Origin of the sequence: Corynebacterium sp. HMSC30G07 (genome assembly GCF_001806945.1) — a bacterium.
GTDB classification, from domain to species: Bacteria; Actinomycetota; Actinomycetes; order Mycobacteriales; family Mycobacteriaceae; genus Corynebacterium; species Corynebacterium riegelii.
On sequence record NZ_KV786454.1, the window covers coordinates 16,942 to 33,743 of the forward strand.

General features: G+C 61.6%; 20 protein-coding genes and 3 tRNA genes. 12 read left to right on the forward strand and 11 right to left on the reverse strand.

Annotated features, from left to right (window positions below; genetic code table 11):
* The first annotated feature begins 97 nt into the window (after window positions 1–97).
* From clpS to rdgB, 8 genes are read left to right on the forward strand one after another with little or no spacing between them, the layout of a single operon-like run.
* A complete protein-coding gene (gene clpS / locus HMPREF3104_RS03260; protein WP_101734831.1) occupies window positions 98–436 on the forward strand; it encodes an ATP-dependent Clp protease adapter ClpS in 339 nt (112 codons plus the stop codon).
* A gap of 3 nt (window positions 437–439) precedes the next feature.
* Window positions 440–979 (forward strand): DUF2017 domain-containing protein, encoded by a 540-nt coding sequence (locus tag HMPREF3104_RS03265; RefSeq protein ID WP_052203212.1) that lies wholly within the window; start codon window positions 440–442, stop codon window positions 977–979.
* Window positions 980–995: 16 nt separating this feature from the next.
* Complete coding sequence (locus tag HMPREF3104_RS03270; RefSeq protein WP_070494265.1) at window positions 996–1,973, forward strand: P1 family peptidase; 978 nt, start codon at window positions 996–998, stop codon at window positions 1,971–1,973.
* An 11-nt stretch (window positions 1,974–1,984) separates the two neighbouring features.
* Window positions 1,985–2,824, forward strand: a complete 840-nt coding sequence (locus HMPREF3104_RS03275; protein ID WP_083278903.1) for a rhomboid family intramembrane serine protease — start codon at window positions 1,985–1,987, stop codon at window positions 2,822–2,824.
* Entirely contained in the window at window positions 2,825–3,670 is an 846-nt protein-coding gene (murI, locus tag HMPREF3104_RS03280; RefSeq protein WP_246816337.1) for a glutamate racemase, read from the forward strand.
* 29 nt (window positions 3,671–3,699) lie between these two features.
* On the forward strand, window positions 3,700–4,473 hold the full coding sequence (locus HMPREF3104_RS03285; RefSeq protein ID WP_070494267.1) for an MBL fold metallo-hydrolase: 774 nt from the start codon (window positions 3,700–3,702) through the stop codon (window positions 4,471–4,473).
* Between the two features lie 15 nt (window positions 4,474–4,488).
* The gene (gene rph, locus HMPREF3104_RS03290; protein WP_070494269.1) at window positions 4,489–5,226 is read left to right on the forward strand and encodes a ribonuclease PH; all 738 of its coding nucleotides are present in this window, start codon (window positions 4,489–4,491) and stop codon (window positions 5,224–5,226) included.
* Complete coding sequence (gene rdgB, locus HMPREF3104_RS03295; protein ID WP_070494271.1) at window positions 5,223–5,840, forward strand: RdgB/HAM1 family non-canonical purine NTP pyrophosphatase; 618 nt, start codon at window positions 5,223–5,225, stop codon at window positions 5,838–5,840. Before rph ends, rdgB begins: the two co-directional genes overlap by 4 nt.
* A gap of 385 nt (window positions 5,841–6,225) precedes the next feature.
* On the opposite strand, the gene HMPREF3104_RS03300 is transcribed toward rdgB, so the two are convergent.
* Window positions 6,226–6,615, reverse strand: a complete 390-nt coding sequence (locus HMPREF3104_RS03300) for a DUF3817 domain-containing protein (protein ID WP_070494273.1) — start codon at window positions 6,613–6,615, stop codon at window positions 6,226–6,228.
* Window positions 6,612–7,049 carry a hypothetical protein gene (locus HMPREF3104_RS03305; protein WP_070494274.1) on the reverse strand — a complete coding sequence of 146 codons (438 nt, stop codon included), beginning with the start codon at window positions 7,047–7,049 and terminating at the stop codon, window positions 6,612–6,614. Before HMPREF3104_RS03305 ends, HMPREF3104_RS03300 begins: the two co-directional genes overlap by 4 nt.
* Window positions 7,050–7,115: 66 nt before the next feature.
* On the opposite strand from HMPREF3104_RS03305, the gene HMPREF3104_RS03310 reads away from it, so the two are divergent.
* Window positions 7,116–7,200 (forward strand) — tRNA-Leu (locus HMPREF3104_RS03310).
* 7 nt (window positions 7,201–7,207) lie between these two features.
* Here the strand turns inward: HMPREF3104_RS03310 and bcp are convergent.
* Window positions 7,208–7,678, reverse strand: coding sequence for a thioredoxin-dependent thiol peroxidase (gene bcp / locus HMPREF3104_RS03315; protein ID WP_070494276.1), 471 nt, complete (start codon window positions 7,676–7,678; stop codon window positions 7,208–7,210).
* 72 nt (window positions 7,679–7,750) lie between these two features.
* On the opposite strand from bcp, the gene HMPREF3104_RS03320 reads away from it, so the two are divergent.
* Complete coding sequence (locus HMPREF3104_RS03320; protein ID WP_070494278.1) at window positions 7,751–8,026, forward strand: DUF3618 domain-containing protein; 276 nt, start codon at window positions 7,751–7,753, stop codon at window positions 8,024–8,026.
* Window positions 8,027–8,037: 11 nt separating this feature from the next.
* Window positions 8,038–8,622 (forward strand): DUF305 domain-containing protein, encoded by a 585-nt coding sequence (locus tag HMPREF3104_RS03325; RefSeq protein WP_083278904.1) that lies wholly within the window; start codon window positions 8,038–8,040, stop codon window positions 8,620–8,622.
* Here the strand turns inward: HMPREF3104_RS03325 and HMPREF3104_RS03330 are convergent.
* The gene (locus HMPREF3104_RS03330) at window positions 8,619–9,197 is read right to left on the reverse strand and encodes an isochorismatase family protein (RefSeq protein WP_070494279.1); all 579 of its coding nucleotides are present in this window, start codon (window positions 9,195–9,197) and stop codon (window positions 8,619–8,621) included. The two genes, HMPREF3104_RS03325 and HMPREF3104_RS03330, sit on opposite strands and share 4 nt — an antisense overlap.
* A 59-nt stretch (window positions 9,198–9,256) precedes the next feature.
* Window positions 9,257–9,329, reverse strand: a tRNA-Lys gene (locus HMPREF3104_RS03335).
* A 203-nt stretch (window positions 9,330–9,532) separates the two neighbouring features.
* Between HMPREF3104_RS03335 and HMPREF3104_RS03340 the strand changes: the two genes are divergently transcribed.
* Window positions 9,533–10,693: a L,D-transpeptidase gene (locus HMPREF3104_RS03340; RefSeq protein ID WP_246816339.1), complete on the forward strand. Its 1,161-nt coding sequence runs from the start codon at window positions 9,533–9,535 to the stop codon at window positions 10,691–10,693.
* Between the two features lie 20 nt (window positions 10,694–10,713).
* Here HMPREF3104_RS03340 and HMPREF3104_RS03345 read toward each other — a convergent pair whose 3' ends face one another.
* The 6 genes from HMPREF3104_RS03345 to deoD form a co-directional block, all read right to left on the reverse strand.
* Entirely contained in the window at window positions 10,714–11,574 is an 861-nt protein-coding gene (locus HMPREF3104_RS03345; RefSeq protein WP_070494281.1) for a siderophore-interacting protein, read from the reverse strand.
* 331 nt (window positions 11,575–11,905) lie between these two features.
* A tRNA-His gene (locus tag HMPREF3104_RS03350) sits at window positions 11,906–11,978 on the reverse strand.
* A gap of 150 nt (window positions 11,979–12,128) precedes the next feature.
* Window positions 12,129–13,844 (reverse strand): phospho-sugar mutase, encoded by a 1,716-nt coding sequence (locus tag HMPREF3104_RS03355; protein WP_070494283.1) that lies wholly within the window; start codon window positions 13,842–13,844, stop codon window positions 12,129–12,131.
* A 3-nt stretch (window positions 13,845–13,847) separates the two neighbouring features.
* Complete coding sequence (gene deoC / locus HMPREF3104_RS03360) at window positions 13,848–14,504, reverse strand: deoxyribose-phosphate aldolase (RefSeq protein ID WP_070494285.1); 657 nt, start codon at window positions 14,502–14,504, stop codon at window positions 13,848–13,850.
* 39 nt (window positions 14,505–14,543) lie between these two features.
* On the reverse strand, window positions 14,544–15,932 hold the full coding sequence (locus tag HMPREF3104_RS03365) for an MFS transporter (protein ID WP_070494287.1): 1,389 nt from the start codon (window positions 15,930–15,932) through the stop codon (window positions 14,544–14,546).
* A 68-nt stretch (window positions 15,933–16,000) separates the two neighbouring features.
* Window positions 16,001–16,732 carry a purine-nucleoside phosphorylase gene (gene deoD / locus HMPREF3104_RS03370; RefSeq protein WP_070494289.1) on the reverse strand — a complete coding sequence of 244 codons (732 nt, stop codon included), beginning with the start codon at window positions 16,730–16,732 and terminating at the stop codon, window positions 16,001–16,003.
* Window positions 16,733–16,802: the final 70 nt, after the last annotated feature.

Here is a 16,802-nt window from a genome sequence, read left to right on the forward strand (position 1 = left end):
CATGCGGTGGTCATACGGTGGTCATCCGGTGGCCTTGCAGTGGTCATGCGGCGCTGTTTGTGTGACCGCTCGGGTACGCTGTGGAGCCATGAAACCCATGACACACTCCAATGCGACGAACCCGAAGTCGGTGCGTGCATCCTCCCCGCTCGCTTCGCCCGAGCTTGATGAGGCGATTGAGGTTGAGGTGACCACGAGCGAGAACCTGCCGTGGATGTGCATCGTCTGGGATGACCCGGTGAATTTGATGAGTTACGTGGCCTACGTGTTCCAAACCGTGTTGGGCTATGACCGCAAGCGTGCCACCGAGTTGATGATGCAGGTACACACCGAGGGCAAGGCCGTGGTGTCATCCGGTGAGAAGGACAAGGTAGAAACCGACGTGAAGAAGCTGCACACGCACGGTTTGTGGGCAACCATGCAGCAGGCGGGGTAGATCATGGAGGCATGGCGTAGGAAGAAGGGGTTGTTGCGCTCCGGCGTGAAGTTCACCACCCGTTTTGATCCGCTTGAGCGTGAGTTGATAGGCAACCTGACGGCTACAGTTGCTGAGGCGTTAATTGGGCGCGCCCAGTCCGCGCCGAAGGATGAGTTTGCGGAGATGATGGGTGTCTCCACAGGCCATACGGAGGCACCGGAGGATCCACGTTTGGCGCGTTTGCTGCCGGACTTTGAGCTGGAGGCGGACCAGGAGTTCGACGGGGATAACGGCCTGCTTCGCAGCCTGCACGAGAACGACATTATTAAGTCGAAGCTTGAGAACCTGCAGGTGGTCAATGAGGTACTTGGCCCCACTGGTGGGGTTGAGGTGACCATTGATCAGGAGGACGCCCCACGTTTCGTTGCGGCGCTTAATGATCTGCGCTTGTACGTGTCTGAGGATACGTCGGGCACGGAGCGCGCCCAGGAGAACCGCCAGTTGCTGATGGACTGGTTGGCGGTGTGCCAGGACTCCTTGCTGGAAGCCATGTTGGACTAGGTAGGGCTTGTTGCTTATGAGCGTTCCGTTGCCCCTTTCCATCGGCCACCAATCATTAGGCGACACGGGTGTGACAGCGATTGTCCCCGTGGACCCAGAGGGCATGCGCGCGGCTGTAGACGTCCGGGGCGGTGGCCCGGGGACGCGTGAGACTGACCTGCTGGAGCCGTACAACACGGTGGAGAAGGTCGGCGCGATTTTATTGTGCGGCGGCTCTGCGTTTGGTCTGGCGGCTGCAGACGGTGCGATGGGGGAGTTAGAAAAGCACGGGCGGGGTTTCCGGGTGTTTGGTGATGAGGTACCCAACGGACCTGTGGTGCCTATCGTGCCGGCGGCGGTGATTTTTGATCTGGTGGTGGGCGATCCCGCGCACCGCCCCGTGGCTGCTGATGGTGCGGCGGCTGTGCGCGCTGCCCTGGAGAGCCAGCAGGGCGACCTGGCCCGTGGCTGGATTTCCGGCAGCGTGGGTGCGGGCTGCGGCGCAACCGCAGGTGTGCTGCGCGGCGGCTTCGGCGTTGCGCAGCAAAAAGTTGGGGAGTACACCGTGGCCGCGTTCATCGTGGCCAACCCGGTTGGCTCCGTGATTGATCCGAACACCGGGTTGTTCTACGGCGACCCGTCCAAACCAGCCGTGGACACCGAAGCGTTTGCTCAACTCAAACGCCCGATGCCGAAGCTGAACACCACCATCGGCGTGATTGCCACCGATGCGCCGTTGGACAAAGCGCACCTGAAGCGGCTGGCCATGACCGGCCATGACGGCATCGCGCGTGCCGTGCGACCGGCGCATTCACCCCTAGACGGAGACACGTTGTTTGCGGTGTCCGTGGGTGGCGATGGTGTGGGGGCTGGAGTGGGCGCTGCATTGGACGTCGAGAAGCATATGGCTCTTGGTGAAGCTGCCGCGACGTGTGTGGAAACCGCAATTGTGAACGCGGTGATGCACGCGGAGCCTGCCTATGGGGTGCGGGCGTGGCGTGAGGTAGCCAGCTAAGCTGGCCCACGATGAATCACAACCAGCACCACACCCCGCCCGGCTGGGGCTACGGACCCACCGGCCAGCCCGGCTACGGCAAACCGTTCCAGCGGCCGTTTAGCCACCCAGAAACTCAGATGCCTGCCTTCTACCAGGGCCAACCTGGACTGCCTGGGCAGCCCGGCCAGCCTGGCCAGCCTGGGCCACAGTTCGGCCAGCCGAAGAGCAAACGCAAGGCGCAACGCCGCACAGGCCTGCGCTTTGCGGCGCTATACGTGCTGTCCATCTGGGTGGTGTTTATCATCAACTCGATCGTCTTCGGCGGAAACTTGCTCTACATGGGCATTCACCCGCTGGACGTGCCGTCACTGCCGTTTATCTTCACCTCCCCGCTGCTGCACGGCAGTCTGGACCACATTTTGGGCAACACGGTGCCGGGCGCGATCTTCGCGTTTCTGGTGGGCTACTCCGGCAAGCGCGTGTTCTGGGAGGTCACCGCTTTCGTGGTGGTGATCGGCGGGCTTGGTACCTGGCTGTTCGGCGGCATTGGCACCAACCACGTGGGCGCGTCCGGTCTTGTGTACGGCTGGCTGGCGTACCTGATTGTGCGCGGCTTCTTTAACCGTTCCGGCCAGCAGATTGCGTTGGGTGTCATCCTTGGTTTCCTGTACTCCGGTTTGGTGTGGGGCATGTTCCCAGGCAACCCGGGAGTGAGCTGGCAGGCGCACCTCTTCGGCGCAATCGGTGGCGCGGTTGCCGCCATGATCATTACCTCTGATGACCCGCCAGCACTGGTGATGAAGCGCCAGCGCAAGCAGCTGGAGAAGCAGTTGTCTCAGCAGAACCCGTTTGGTAACCAAAGGCGTTAGGTGAATCCGGTGGTAGAAGCTGTGGACACTGTGGGCACTGTGGATGCGCAAGCCCCGATCGGGATTTTTGACTCCGGCGTTGGCGGACTCACCGTTGCGCGCGCGGTGATGGATCAGTTGCCGCATGAGTCCATGATTTACATCGGCGATACCGCGCACGCCCCGTACGGCCCGCAGCCGCTTGCAGACGTGCGTGCCCACGCCCAGCGCATCAGCGACGAGCTTGTAGAACGCGGCTGCAAGATGCTGGTGATCGCCTGCAACACGGCCACGGCCGCCTTTCTTCATGACGCACGGGAGCGCTACAACGTTCCCGTCGTCGAAGTCATCCAGCCGGCGGTGCGCCGCGCCATGGCCACGACCCGCAACGGCAAGGTCGGCGTGATTGGCACCCAGGCCACGATTACCTCCGGGGTGTACCAGGACCTGTTCGCACTCAACCCGTCGGTAGAGGTCACGGCCGCGGCATGCCCGGCGTTTGTGGAGTTTGTGGAGCGCGGCATTACCTCCGGCCGCCAGATCCTTGGGGTGGCGCAGGGCTACCTTGAGCCGCTGCAGGCCGCTGGCGTGGACACGCTCGTGCTGGGATGTACGCACTACCCGCTGCTCTCTGGCGTGATCCAGCTGGCTATTGGCGACGGCGTAGCGCTAGTCAACTCCGCCGAGGAAACCTCCAAGGACGTGCTACGCGTGCTCACGGAGCAAGACATGCTCGCCGAAGCCGGCACGGGAGCAGGCCGCGCTGCCGCACCGACTCGCGTGTTTGAGTCCACCGGCGATCCGGAGAAATTCGACCAACTTGCGGAACGTATTTTGGGCCCGCGTATTCATGCCGTGCAGCGCTAACGGTCACGCCACCTAGTACAGTGTCATCCATGAAGTTGACCATCATCGGTTGCTCTGGAAGCTTGGGCGCGCCGGGCAATCCCGGATCTTCGTACGTGGTGTCCACTGAGGGCAACCCGGACGTCGTGATGGATTTGGGGCCGGGTGCGCTTGCTGGGCTTCGTAACCTGGGCTTTGATCCGTCGGCAGCGCACGTGACGTTTTCTCACTTGCATGCGGATCATTGCTCGGACACGGCGTCGTTGTTGGTGTGGCGTCGTTACCACCCGGAGCGCCCGGCGGTGGGGAAGAACCGGATGTATGGGCCGAGTTTTACCGCGGACTTTATTGGCCAGCTGGGTTCTGACGGGCCGGACCAACCGACCGACATCACGGATACGTTTGATGTCGGCGTGTGGCAGGAAGATCAGGCCGTCGCCTTCGAAGGCGTGACTATTACGCCGTTTGCTGTGGAACACCCCGCTGAGGAGTCGCATGCGTTGCGTGTCCAAGACAACGCCACGGGTGCAGTGCTGACGTATTCGGGCGATAGCGGCTATACGGCGTCCCTAGTCAAAGCAGCTCAGGGTGCGGACCTGTTTTTGTGTGAGGCTGCCTGGGGGCCTTCGGCTGAGGGACAGCCGGAGGGCATGCACTTGTCCGGTGAGGAAGCCGGCCGCATTGCGCGTGAGGCTGGGGTGAAGAAGCTGGTGTTGGTGCACATCCAGCCGTGGAGTGATAAGCAGGCCACCCTGGAGGCTGCTCGCACGCAGTTTGATGGCCCGATTGTGCTTGGTGAGGCGGGAGCGGAATTCACCGTGTGAGTTAGGCTGGGTCGCATGACTGATCCAGCTTTGTTTACGCGCGCGGATGGCCGCGCGTTTGATGAAATGCGTCCGGTTCGCATCACCCGCGGTTTTACCTCCAACCCGGCGGGCAGCGTGCTCGTGGAGTTTGGTAACACTCGCGTGATGTGTACGGCTTCTGTGGAAGAGGGCGTGCCGCGTTTTAAGAAGGATTCTGGCGAGGGGTGGCTGACTGCGGAGTACTCCATGCTGCCGGCCGCGACGCATGAGCGTATGCCGCGTGAGTCCATGCGTGGCAAGGTCAAGGGCCGCACGCACGAGATTTCGCGCCTGGTGGGACGTTCGCTGCGCGCTGCGGTGGATCTGAGCCAGCTGGGGGAGAACACCATCCAGATTGACTGTGACGTGCTGCAGGCTGACGGTGGTACCCGCACCGCATCCATTACCGGCGCGTACGTGGCGCTGGCGGATGCGATCAACGTGCTGAAAGAGCGTGGGGTGGTTCCGGGTGAGCCGTTGCTGGCCCCGATTGCGGCGGTAAGCGCCGGGATTATCGACGGCCACGTGTGCCTCGACCTTCCCTACGAGGAGGATTCCCGCGCGGAGGTGGACCTGAATGTGGTGATGCAGGAGGGTGGCAACTTCGTGGAGATCCAGGGCACCGGTGAGCACGGCCTGTTCGGCCGCGATGAGCTCAACCAGATGCTGGATGTGGCGCAGAAGGGCTGCAACGAGCTGATTCGTGCGCAGCGAGAGGCGCTTGGTCTGTGAAGCTGCTTGTAGCCTCCGGGAATGCGAAAAAGCTTCGCGAGTTAGACCAGGTGCTTCAAGATCTGGATATTCGGGGTGTGGAGCTTCTTTCGCTTAGCGACGTTGACGCGTACCCCGAACCACGCGAAACCGGCCTTAGCTTCGCGGAGAATGCCTTGATCAAGGCCCGGGCGGGCGCACGTGCCACAGGGTATGCGTGCGTGGCGGACGATTCCGGTCTGAGCGTGGATGCTCTGGGTGGCATGCCGGGGGTGTTGTCTGCGCGCTGGTCAGGTGCGCATGGCGATGATGAAGCGAACAACCGCCTCCTGCTCGCCCAGATGGAGGACATCGAGCAACGTGGCGCGGCGTTTGTGTCCTGCTGTGCGCTGGTGGTGCCAGGCTTGGAAGTGGGGTCGGGCGCTTTGCGGGAGTTTACGGCTGAGGGGCGCTGGGAGGGCCAGCTGCTGTACACCCCGCGTGGAGAGAACGGCTTTGGCTACGACCCGCTGTTTGCACCCGCTGATGCCGGTGGGCGTTCGTCTGCAGAGCTGACTGCAGAAGAGAAAAATGCCCGCTCCCACAGGGGGCAGGCGTTGCGGTTGCTTGCACCGCATATTGCGGCGTTGCTCTAGCGCGAGCTGGTCCCCGGCGCTGCGCCCGTCTAGCCGCTTTTACTGTGCCCGCCGCGCCCGGCTGGCCGCTTTCAACAAATATGCAGGGGAAGATATGCAGGTCTGCAGGTCACGGGCTTTTTTCATTAACGGGGTGCTTATTGAAAAAACGCTCTGACCATTGCTCCTGCATATCTTCCCCTGCATATCTGCGTTTGGACGCTGTCCGCCGGCCGGTCATTCCGGCGATGGGGAAGCGGCGCTGGGGGGGAAGCCACGCAGGACGTAAGACTGGCAGGACGTAAGGCTGGCCGGACGTAAGACTGGCCGGACGTAAGACTGAATGCGGAAGTGAAAAACGCCCGCTCCCACAGTTTCGCGGGGGCGGGCGTTGCGGTATTGCGTCTTAAAGCTGGAAGGTCTGCTTCACTTCTTTACGACGCTTCGCTTCCACCACAAACGACAAGAACGGCACCACGCCAGAAATGGCGGTAACCACCCAGGTTGCCGCTGGCCAGCGGGCGGTGGTGCCCAGGTTTAGCGACGTCATCAAAAACAGCACGTACGCAAGACCGTGCACGCGTGCCACCCACGCCAGGGCTGCAACATCCATGTGGAAGCCGTACTCCAGGATCATGCGGATCACCAGCAGGATCAGCAGCACACCGGTGAGCCAAGCCGCTGCTGAGAACAGGTTCAGTGCAGTGCGCACACGGCGTTGGCGCTCCGGGTGGATACGGGGCTGTGCTGGCTGCTGGAGAGACTCCTGGGTGGGTTCCTGAATGGACTCCGTCATGAATTACCTTTCTCGGGGTCTGGTTGGTGCCGGCGTTGCGGCGTTAACAACTCGTTGTACTCGTCAACGTCGAGGTGTGGGCGTTCGGGCAAGAACGACTCATCAATCGCCTTTGGGCCGGCGGCGGAGGAGTCTGCGCCGTATTTGGCAACATCGGCCTCATACATGTCTTCCATTGCTTTGCCAGCGTTGATGGCGTCGATCTTTTCGTTCTCCATCCGGATTCCGGTGCGATACGCGTAGACAAAAAACGCGCCGAAGAACGGCCACTGCAAGGCGTATCCCAAGTTCTGGAAGGTGCCAGTGCCGGATTGGTAGCGCTGCCACTGCCAGTTCGCCAGCAGGATTGTGGTGATCACCGCGGCGATCAGGAGGAGAATGTGCCAGGCGCGTACGCGCACACGTTGACGCGGTTGCTCTGGTTGTTCATTCATATCCCACACCTTACCCCCGTGCGGTGCGGGGCAAAATGGTCAAGCAGTGTAGAGTGTCTAACGCATGCGCCCGTGGCGGAATTGGCAGACGCGCTGGATTTAGGTTCCAGTGCCTTAGGGCGTGAGAGTTCAAGTCTCTCCGGGCGCACCACTTATGGCTAGATACCCCAGTCGCGCAGGATGCGGCCAACGTGGCCGGAGGCGCGGACGTTGTACTGGGACTGTTCGATTTTGCCGTCGTTTACCAGGAATGTGGAGCGAATGACGCCTTCGACGATTTTGCCGTAGTTGTTCTTCTCACCAAACGCACCCCATGCGCGCAGCACGTCCTTCGACGGGTCGGAGAGGAGCTCGACCTTCAGGTCGTGGTCAGAACGGAACTTTGCAAGCGCCTCTGGTTTGTCGGGGGAGATGCCTACAACTGCCACGTCAGCATCCGCAAAGGCGGACCACTCATTGGTGAAGTCGCAGGCTTCGGTGGTGCAGCCGGGAGTGTTCGCGCGGGGGTAGAAGTAGATAATGACGCGCTTTCCTGCGTAGTCAGACAGCGAGACTTCCTCGCCGCGGTCATTGGTCAGGGTGAATGCTGGGGCGGTGTCGCCTGCTTCAAGTCGAATCTGCTCAGTCATGCCTCTCCGTTTTACACGTTTTTCTATTAGTGTGGTTCGCAGTACTGAGAAGTTTTGATTGGAGTTTTACCCGTGGCACGTGACATCAACGACATTGAGCGCGAGCTTGCTCGTACTCGCACCCAGCTCGCCAGCACTTTGGATGAGTTGGCAGATCGCGCAAACCCCTCTGCGCTTGCAGACAACGCAAAGGGCCAGGCGAAGAACCTTCTGCAGGATGAGACTGTGCAGAAGGTTATCGGTGGCATCGCAGTGGGTGTTGCCGCGTTGCTGAGCATTAAGTTCTTCAACAGCCGCAAGCGCAAGCACGAGCTCAAGGAGCTGCAGCGCCTGTTGGCTCAACGCTAAGATCAACAGGTATGACCAAAAACCATTCTCCGCGCCGCCCGTACACCGCAGTCATCGCCATCCTGGCAATCGCACTGCTTGTACTGGCGGCGTTGTTTGTTGCTCCCCGATTCCGCGGCGGCGCTGGCAGCGACGGCGCGCCGAACGACGTTGACGTGCACTTTATTGGCATGATGGTCCCGCACCACGATCAGGCCATCGAAATGTCCGATGTGTTGCTCGCCTCCGATGTGGAAGACCCGGCTGTTCGTGACCTCGCGCAGCGTATTAAGGAAGGCCAGGAGCGGGAGAACGAGCAGATGCTCGCGTGGGCCGACGAGTGGGGGATCGAAGACGACATGGAGCTTCACTCCCACCACATTGCCAACGGCATGTTCATCCCCTCGCAGCTTGAATCGTTCCGCAACCTTTCCGGCGATGAGCTTCGAGCAGCGTTTCTCGAGATGATGCACCACCACCATGCCGAGGTCATCGCGATGACGCAGGGCGAAGTGGACAACGGCGGATACGCCCCCCTGAAGAAGATGGCGAAAGAGATGATTGCGGTGCAAACCGCTGAGATGCGCGAGATGGAGCAGCTGCAAGCTGCCGGTTAGTCCACGATTTCCGCGCCGGCCACTTGCATCTCGGTGAGTGCGGCTTGGCCACGTGCGGCGTCGACAGGCGAGCAAAGCTCCGGCAGCACCCGCACGGTGAAACCTTCCTTCAGCCCGTCCAGGACCGTGGCGCGAACGCAGTGATCGGTGGCGATGCCAACCACGTCGATGGTGTCAATGCCCTCAGCGCGCAAATAGTCCGCGAGTAGGGCACCAGCCTCAACATCGCCTACACGGCCCTCAAAGCCCGAATAGGCGGCCGTAAACGCCCCCTTGCGGAAGAAGGCATCAATCTTGTTGCTGTGCGCGTCCAGCGGCGCACGAAGCGCGGCCCCTTCTGAATCTGCGACGCAGTGGATCGGCCAGGTATCTACAAAGTCCGGGTTCTCGGAAAAGTGTGAGCCCGGATCAATGTGCCAATCCTGGGTGGCAAGGATGTGGGAATACTCATCGTTGTTCGCGTTCGCTACAAGCTCCGCGATCCCCGCAGCTACCTGGTCGCCCTTCTCGGTGGCAAGCGAGCCGCCGGGGCAGAAGTCATTTTGAACGTCCACAATTACTAATGCACGAGTCATGTGGACAGCGTAGCGAAAAGCCCCTAGCCTTTGTGCAAAAGCTAGGGGCTTTGCCCTTGTGCGCCATCAGGGAATCGAACCCCGAACCCACTGATTAAGAGTCAGTTGCTCTGCCAATTGAGCTAATGGCGCAACGGGATATGACTATAGCAGCGTGTTTATTATGTGTGAAATCGCCTGGTCAGAGACGGTTTTTGTGTTGGTGTTGCGAGTTTAAACTTTTTGTCTGTTTGACGCTATCGTGTCATGGGTACAACAAATGGTGCTTGGGTTTGAAGGGCTTGAAGGGCGGCGAAATGCGAAGCAGGGCAATTGCGGCGAGGCTAGCAGGCCTAATGCTGTGTGGAATCACACTCACTGCTTGCACCATTGGGGAACCCGGCACAAGCCAAGGCGCCGACGCAGATACTTCGCTGACCACCGGAGCCGCAGCCACCACCACTGCAGCAGCTAAACCGCCACGCATTTCCGTCAAAGACGGTGCGACGGGGGTGGAGCCGTGGGATGGGGTAACGGTGGCGTCGGCAAGCAAACTGCTCGAGGTCAGCATGACCAACGAACAGGGCCGGGAAATTGACTCCAAATTCAATGCGGACAAGACCGAATGGACCACCGATGAGCCGATGGGCTACGGGCGCACATACACGTTGACCGCGAAAAACGTGGACGGCAAGACGTCAACCGCCACGTTCAGCACCATCGTCCCGGACAGGCAAGCCACGGCAGCTGTGGGGCCCCTCGACGGATCAACCGTTGGTGTGGCGCAGGCCGTGACCTTCCGCTTTAGCGTGCCGATTACGGACACCAAGGCGGTTGAAGACGCCATTACCGTCACAACCTCCAACGACACCGAGGGTGGTTTCTTCTGGCTGGACCCGTATGAGCTGCGCTGGCGGCCGAAAGAGTACTGGGGGCCCGGCACCGAAGTGGATGTTGCGGCGGAGTTCTACGGTCGCGATTTCGGCGGCGGCACCTGGGGCTCCAGCGACATCAATATCAGCTTCACCATCGGTGACGCAGTGGAGACCGTCATTGACAACGCCACGAAGACCCTGACTGTCACCCGCAATGGTGAGGTGCTGAAGTCATTTCCCATCGCGCTTGGTCGCGACGGCGCCTACGATACCCCCAACGGCACCTACGTGATTGGCGACGAGCACGAGAGCCTCGTCATGGACTCCCGCACCTACGGCCTCGGCCTGGACCAAGGCGGCTACGTTACGCCGGTGGACTGGGCGACCCAGATGTCCTATTCCGGCATCTACGTCCACTCCGCGCCGTGGGCGGCCTGGGCGTGGGGCAACACCAACGTGTCCCACGGCTGCATCAACGCGTCGCCGGAGAACGCCCGCTGGTTCCAGGAGACTGTCCGCCGCGGCGATCCTGTCATTGTGAAGAATGCGCTGGGAGGGGACCTTTCGCCTTACGACGGCCTCGGGTACTGGAACTTCCGCTGGGAACAGCGCTCCGGCGGCTCGGAAGACCCCAATGCTTAGGCCGTGGGTTGGGCCTTGGCTTAGGCCTTGGCGCTTTCCTCTTCGGCCTCGATCTGCGCGTTGAACTCGCGCTTGGAGGCCTGCCACTGGTCTTCCGTCATGCCGATACGCCAGTAGCCGGAGATGGACACGTCTTGGCGTGGAATTTCTGACTCGACGAAAAGGAAACGGCGCATCTCCTTAATCATTTCCGCGACACCGTGGATAAACCACCCGGTTTTCTTTCCTTCGGGCACACCGGCTTGGCGAACAACGCGGGAGAGCTCCGTGCCGTGGGTCGCGCCGTTGCGGGTCACCCAGTGGATGTTCACACCTTCGCGGGTGGGCAGTTCGAACGTGCGGTCATCGGCTTCGATCTCGATGTAGGCGGATGCCGTCGCGCCTTCCGGCAGGTGCTTCAGGCCGGCGCCGATGGCTGGTGCTGCGGACTCGTCGCCGGCGAAGATGAAGTGCTCGTAGTCAGCCGTGGGAGCCCACGCGCCGCCTGGGCCGAAGAAGCCAAACGTCTCGCCAACCTCAGCTATGCGCGCCCATGGTCCGGCCAGGCCGGCGTCGCCGTGCGTGACAAAGTCGACATCGAAGTTACCGGTGGCCGGATCCAGGTTGATCAGGGTGTACGTGCGGGTGACGGGCTGCTTGTTGCGAGGCTGCTCCTCACGGACCTTCTCGGCATCAAACGGCCATGAATAGTCGGCGCCTTCCGGCACGAACAGCAGCTTGATGTAGTGGTCTGTAAATTCCAACTCACGGCCCACCAGGGCAGGGGAGTTCATGCTTAAACGAACCAGGTCTGGGGAAAGCTGGCGGCGGCCAGTCACGGTCGCTTCGTTTGCCTTGCGGACTTTGCGCCTTGGCGCCGTGGTATTTGCCTGCTCGGCCATTGTGATCACTGTCCTCGGGTTCTTGTGGGGGTATGTCTATCGAGGACAGCGTACACGCTATTGAGTTAGGTAAGGCTAACGTATATCTGTGGCGCTGTTTGGGGTGTTGGCCAGCCGCCTAGTGGGGCGGCGGTGGATGGCGGAGAGTTTGCAGCTACCTACACCCGGCTACCAAGCGAAATTTCCGCTGGTAGCTGCAGGTAGGTAGCTGCAAACGTGTTTTGGGGCGAGCCGCTACCAGACTCGGTGCCCTCGATGCTCGGTTAACCCGGTGCTGCCGCTGCACGAAACGAAAACCGGCGCCCACCCGAAGGTGAGCGCCGGCGCTAGGGGTGGCTGACGGGGCTCGAACCCGCGACACCCAGGATCACAACCTGGTGCTCTACCAGCTGAACTACAGCCACCATCGCTGTCATGCTCTAGCAATAAACGCTAATTGCAAACAGCTCTGCCTACCTTAGTACGACTGGCCAAGGAAACAAAAACCGCAGGCCAGTCGCACTAACGCAGAGGCAGTGTCTTCACGGTCTTCGCGGTCTTCGCGCGCAAGTGGGTTACATGCCACACAACGTGCGGGTGGCGTCCGAAAGCGCGGCAAGGCGCGCATCGGCAGCCGCCCAGTCCACAGCGCCAGCACCGGCACCAGAACCAGCACCGGTACCAGCGCCAGAACCAGAACCAGCACCATCAACGTCCATGACCACCTCCAGGTAGCACTTCAGCTTCGGTTCGGTGCCGCTTGGGCGGATGATCACGCGGTCGTCGGCCTCGGTGCGGATCAGGATGCCGTCGGTGCCGGGGGTGGTGCCGTAGCCGTCACGCAAATCGACGTACTCCGTCACCGCCGCACCGGCGAGTTCGCTCGGCTGCGAAGCGCGCAGTCGCTGCATGGCCTCGCTGATCAGGGACAGGTCCTCCACGCGGAACGTCAACGGCTGCGTGCGGTAGAGGCCGTAGGTGCGGGCGAGCTCGTCGAAGTGCTCAAGCACGCTCACGCCGCGGGCCTTCAGTGCAGAAACCACGGTTGCGGCGACGATGGCGGCGGTAATGCCGTCTTTGTCGCGCACGTGGGCGGGGTCCACACAGTGGCCGATGGCTTCCTCATAGCCGTAGACCAGCTCAGGCGTGCGTCCGATCCACTTGAACCCGGTGAGTGTGGTGGCGTGCTTCAGGCCGTGCGCTTTGGCAATCTGGCCCAGCATCCGCCCGGATACGATCGAGCAGGCCGTCGCGCCGCCAGAGGCGTGCGAGGCCTTGTACTCGCCGAGCAGGGCTCCAGTTTCGTCGCCGGAAAGCTTCACCCAGCCGCCGCCGATCGAGGTGCCGGCAGACGCCGTGTCGCGCGCCGGGACCGCCAACGCACAGCGGTCCGCGTCCGGGTCGAGTGCGATGATCAGGTCCGCACCCACCTCGTTCGCCTTCGCCACGGCCAAGTCGAGCGCCCCGTCTTCCTCCGGGTTGGGGAAGGCCACCGTTGGAAACTCCGGGTCAGGAGCCCATTGCTTATCGACGCCCACCACGTCCCCAAACCCCGCCGCCCCCAGTGCGTCCTTCGCCAACTGTCCGCCCACGCCATGCATGGGGGTTACGACGATGGTGATGTCCGCGGCGGGTTTGCCAAGCGCCTTGGCGGTTTCGATGTAGGTGGGGCGGGGGTCGGGGCTGACGTGGGCGTCGGCAAGCAAAAGCTCTGTGGCCCCGGGAACTTTCGCGATCTCGGCTGCGATCTCCTTGTCCGCGGGGGCGATGATCTGCACGCCGGCGGCATCACCTGTGGCGACGCGGCCGCCGAGGTAGACCTTGTAGCCGTTGTCCCACTTCGGGTTGTGGGAGGCGGTGACCATGATGCCGGCGTCCGCGTCGAGGTGGCGCACGCTAAATGAGGTCAGCGGGGTCGGCTCACCCAGCGGCAGCAGCATCGCGTCGCCGCCGGCGCCGGCGACAACCTGGGCTGCGGCTTTGGCGAACTTGGTGGAGCCGTGGCGGGCGTCGCAACCAATCACCACACGCGGGGTGTCCACCTGCTTGTTCAGCCAGGCCATGAGCCCGGCGGTGGCGCGCATGACAACGGCCTGGTTCATGGCGGACTCGCCGAACCCGATCGGGCCGCGCAGCCCTGCGGTGCCGAACTCCAGCGGTCCGGCGAACGCGCGTGCAAGCGCCTCCTCATCGTTTGTGTCCAGCGCCTCTTGGAGTGCCGCGCGGGTCTCCGGGTCAGGGTCGTGGGCCAGCCAGGTTTGTGCTTGCTCGCGTAAATCTTCGCGCAGCATGGCCTACTCCCAACCGTCCAGCACAGCCTCAGTGCCGGAAAGGCCCAGGCGTGACGCGCCGGCCTCGATCATGGCGCGGGCGGTTTCGACATCACGGATACCACCGGAGGCCTTAACGCCAAGTTGCTTGCCGACGGTCCGACGCATCAACTCCACCGCGTGCACCGAAGCGCCACCCGCCGGGTGGAAACCGGTAGACGTCTTCACAAACTCCGCGCCAGCAGCAACGGAGGCTTCGCAGGCTTTGACGATCTCTTCGTCTGTAAGCACCGCGGACTCAATGATCACTTTCAGCAGCGCGTCACCGCAGGCCTTCTTCACCGCGGCGATGTCCTCGCGCACGGCATCCCAGTTGCCTTCCTTGGCAGCACCGATGTTGATTACCATGTCCACCTCATCCGCGCCGTTGTTCACACACCACGCGGCCTCAGCAGCCTTGGCCTCCGTGGGCACTGCGCCCGAGGGGAAGCCGCAGACCACGGCCACCTTGAGGTTCTCCGGCGTCTGAATCGGCAGCATGGATGGCGACACGCAGACGGAGAAGGTGCCCAGCCGGGAGGCGTCTGCTATCAGCTTCTCCACGTCGGCGTGAGTGGCCTCGGGCTTCAGCAGCGTGTGGTCCACCATCTGTGCAACATCTTTGCGAGTAAGTGAAGTCATGAGTTGTTCTCCTTCAAAGTGCGAGTGGTGTTTGGGGTGTTAGGCGGGCTGCTTCATACGCGCGGTCATTGCGGCGTAGAGCAGCGTGCCGGCAACAGCGATGGCGGCCAGGATCAGCATGACCATGGGGTACGTGCCAGCGTTATCAGGCAGGAAGCTCGGGGTAGGCAGGCCCAGATCCGCCAGCTTTGCGCTGTACGCAATGCCAAGCGGTACGGCCAGGTTGATGGTCAGGTTGTAGAAACCAATGGCGATACCGGACTTCGCCGGCGGGATGTTGCCAATAGCGGTTGCCACCAGCGGGGCGTAGAGCAGTGCGAAACCGCTGGCGAACAGCAGGGACGACACCACGAATACCCACGGGCCGGCTTGCATGAAGAACGCCACAATAAGCAGGGCGACAACAATGGAGGAAAGCGCGGTGAAGATCGCCGGGCGGGTGGGCAGGAACTTGCCAATCTGGCCAGAGAACACACCAACCAAAATGGCGGCGGTGTAGCCCGGGATAAGCAAGTACGAAGCGGTATCAGCGGTCAGGCCGTGGACCTGCTTTGCCATTGCCGGAAACAGCACCAGGTACCCAAGCTGCACCGAGTAGACAATGAACACCAGGATGATGGCGGTGACGTACGGGCGGTTCTGGAAGAACTCCGGGTTGACCAGCGGACGCTTGCCGTTCTTCACGTACATGACAAACAACACCACAGCGGCAATGCACGGCAGCAGCCACCACCAGTTAAACGCCTGCATGAACATGATGGCAGACGTTGCCAACACGGCAATCAGGCCGAGGCCGATCCAGTCCACGTGGCCAGACTCCAGCGATGCCTCCTCCGGCACGGTCTTCAGAATCACCGGGATAGCGAGTACGAGCACCAGCGGCACGAGGAACATCGCGGTCCAGGACACCTGGGTGGCAATGTAGCCGGAGGTCAGCGCACCGAACAGGGTTGCTGCCTGAAACGCTGCGGTGGAAAAGCCCAGGTAGGTCTTCTGGTCCTTCGGTGCGAGGTGCTTGGTTACGTAGATAACGTAGAGCGTTTCCGCAGCCGCCAGGCCGGTGGTCTGGATGATGCGGCCGGTTAGGACCAGCGGCCAGGAGCTCTGGCCAAAGTAACCAATCAAAGAACCGATCAGGGTGACCACAATGCCCACGAGCAGCAGCTTACGAATGCTGACTACGTCTGCCAGCGCCGCGTAGACCACGGCGCCGATGCCGATGATCACACCGGCCAGGGAGGCTTGCAGGCTGACCTCATTGAGCGACAAGCCAAGCGCCTCACCCATTGGGTCAGTCATGAACTTGAAGCCGTTATCAATGATCAGTGAGAAAACGAACGTGAACAAAATGATGGGCACGGCGTGCTTCGGGCTGAGTTTCGTTTCAGCGCCTGAGTTTGGACCCGCCTGTGCGGCCTGTGTTGTCATCGCTTCGGACTTTCTGTGTCAGGAATTTCTTGGTGGGGATTGCTAGGCAGCGTGCTTAGGCAGCGTGCTTAGACAGCAGCCAGCGGCAGCGCCAGCTCCATCATCTGAGTGAAGGCGCTCTCGCGCTGCTCGGCGGTGGCCTTCTCGCCGGAGCCGATGACGTCAGAGACGGTGAAGATGCCCAGTGCGTCCACGCCGGCTTCAGCAGCAGTGGCGTAGAGGCCAGCGGATTCCATCTCCACGCCGAGCACACCCATGCGGGTCCAGCGGTCATTCACGTCATCTTGGAAGTTGTAGAAAATGTCAGAGGACAAGATGTTGCCGACGTGGATGTCCACGTTCTGCTTTTTCGCCTCCTCGGCGGTGGCAGAAAGTAGCTTCCAGGAGGCCGTCGGGGCGTAGGTACCCGGCAGGTTGTACTGCTCCAGGAAGCGCGAATCCGTGGATGCAGACGATGCGACGATGATGTCAAAGAGCTTCAGGTCTGGCTGGAAGCCGCCGCAGGAGCCGACGCGTACCAGCTTCTTCACGCCGAAGAAGTGGATCAGTTCGTAGGCGTACAGGCTGATGGACGGCACGCCCATGCCGGAGCCCATGACCGAAACCTCGTGGCCCTGGTAGGTGCCGGTGTAGCCGAGCATGTTGCGTACGGCGTTGAACTGGACGGCGTCCTCAAGATAGGTCTCTGCGATGAATTTTGCGCGCAGCGGGTCGCCGGGCATCAGGATGGTTTCGGCGATCGGGCCGGTGGGAACGATGTGAGCGGTTTGGGTGGTTGGAATCTGGCTGGAGTTTGCCATGGTGCGGATGTCCGCCTTCCTGAGAGTGAACCTGTTCTTGCGTCTCTTATTGTAGAAAACCCTCAGAACA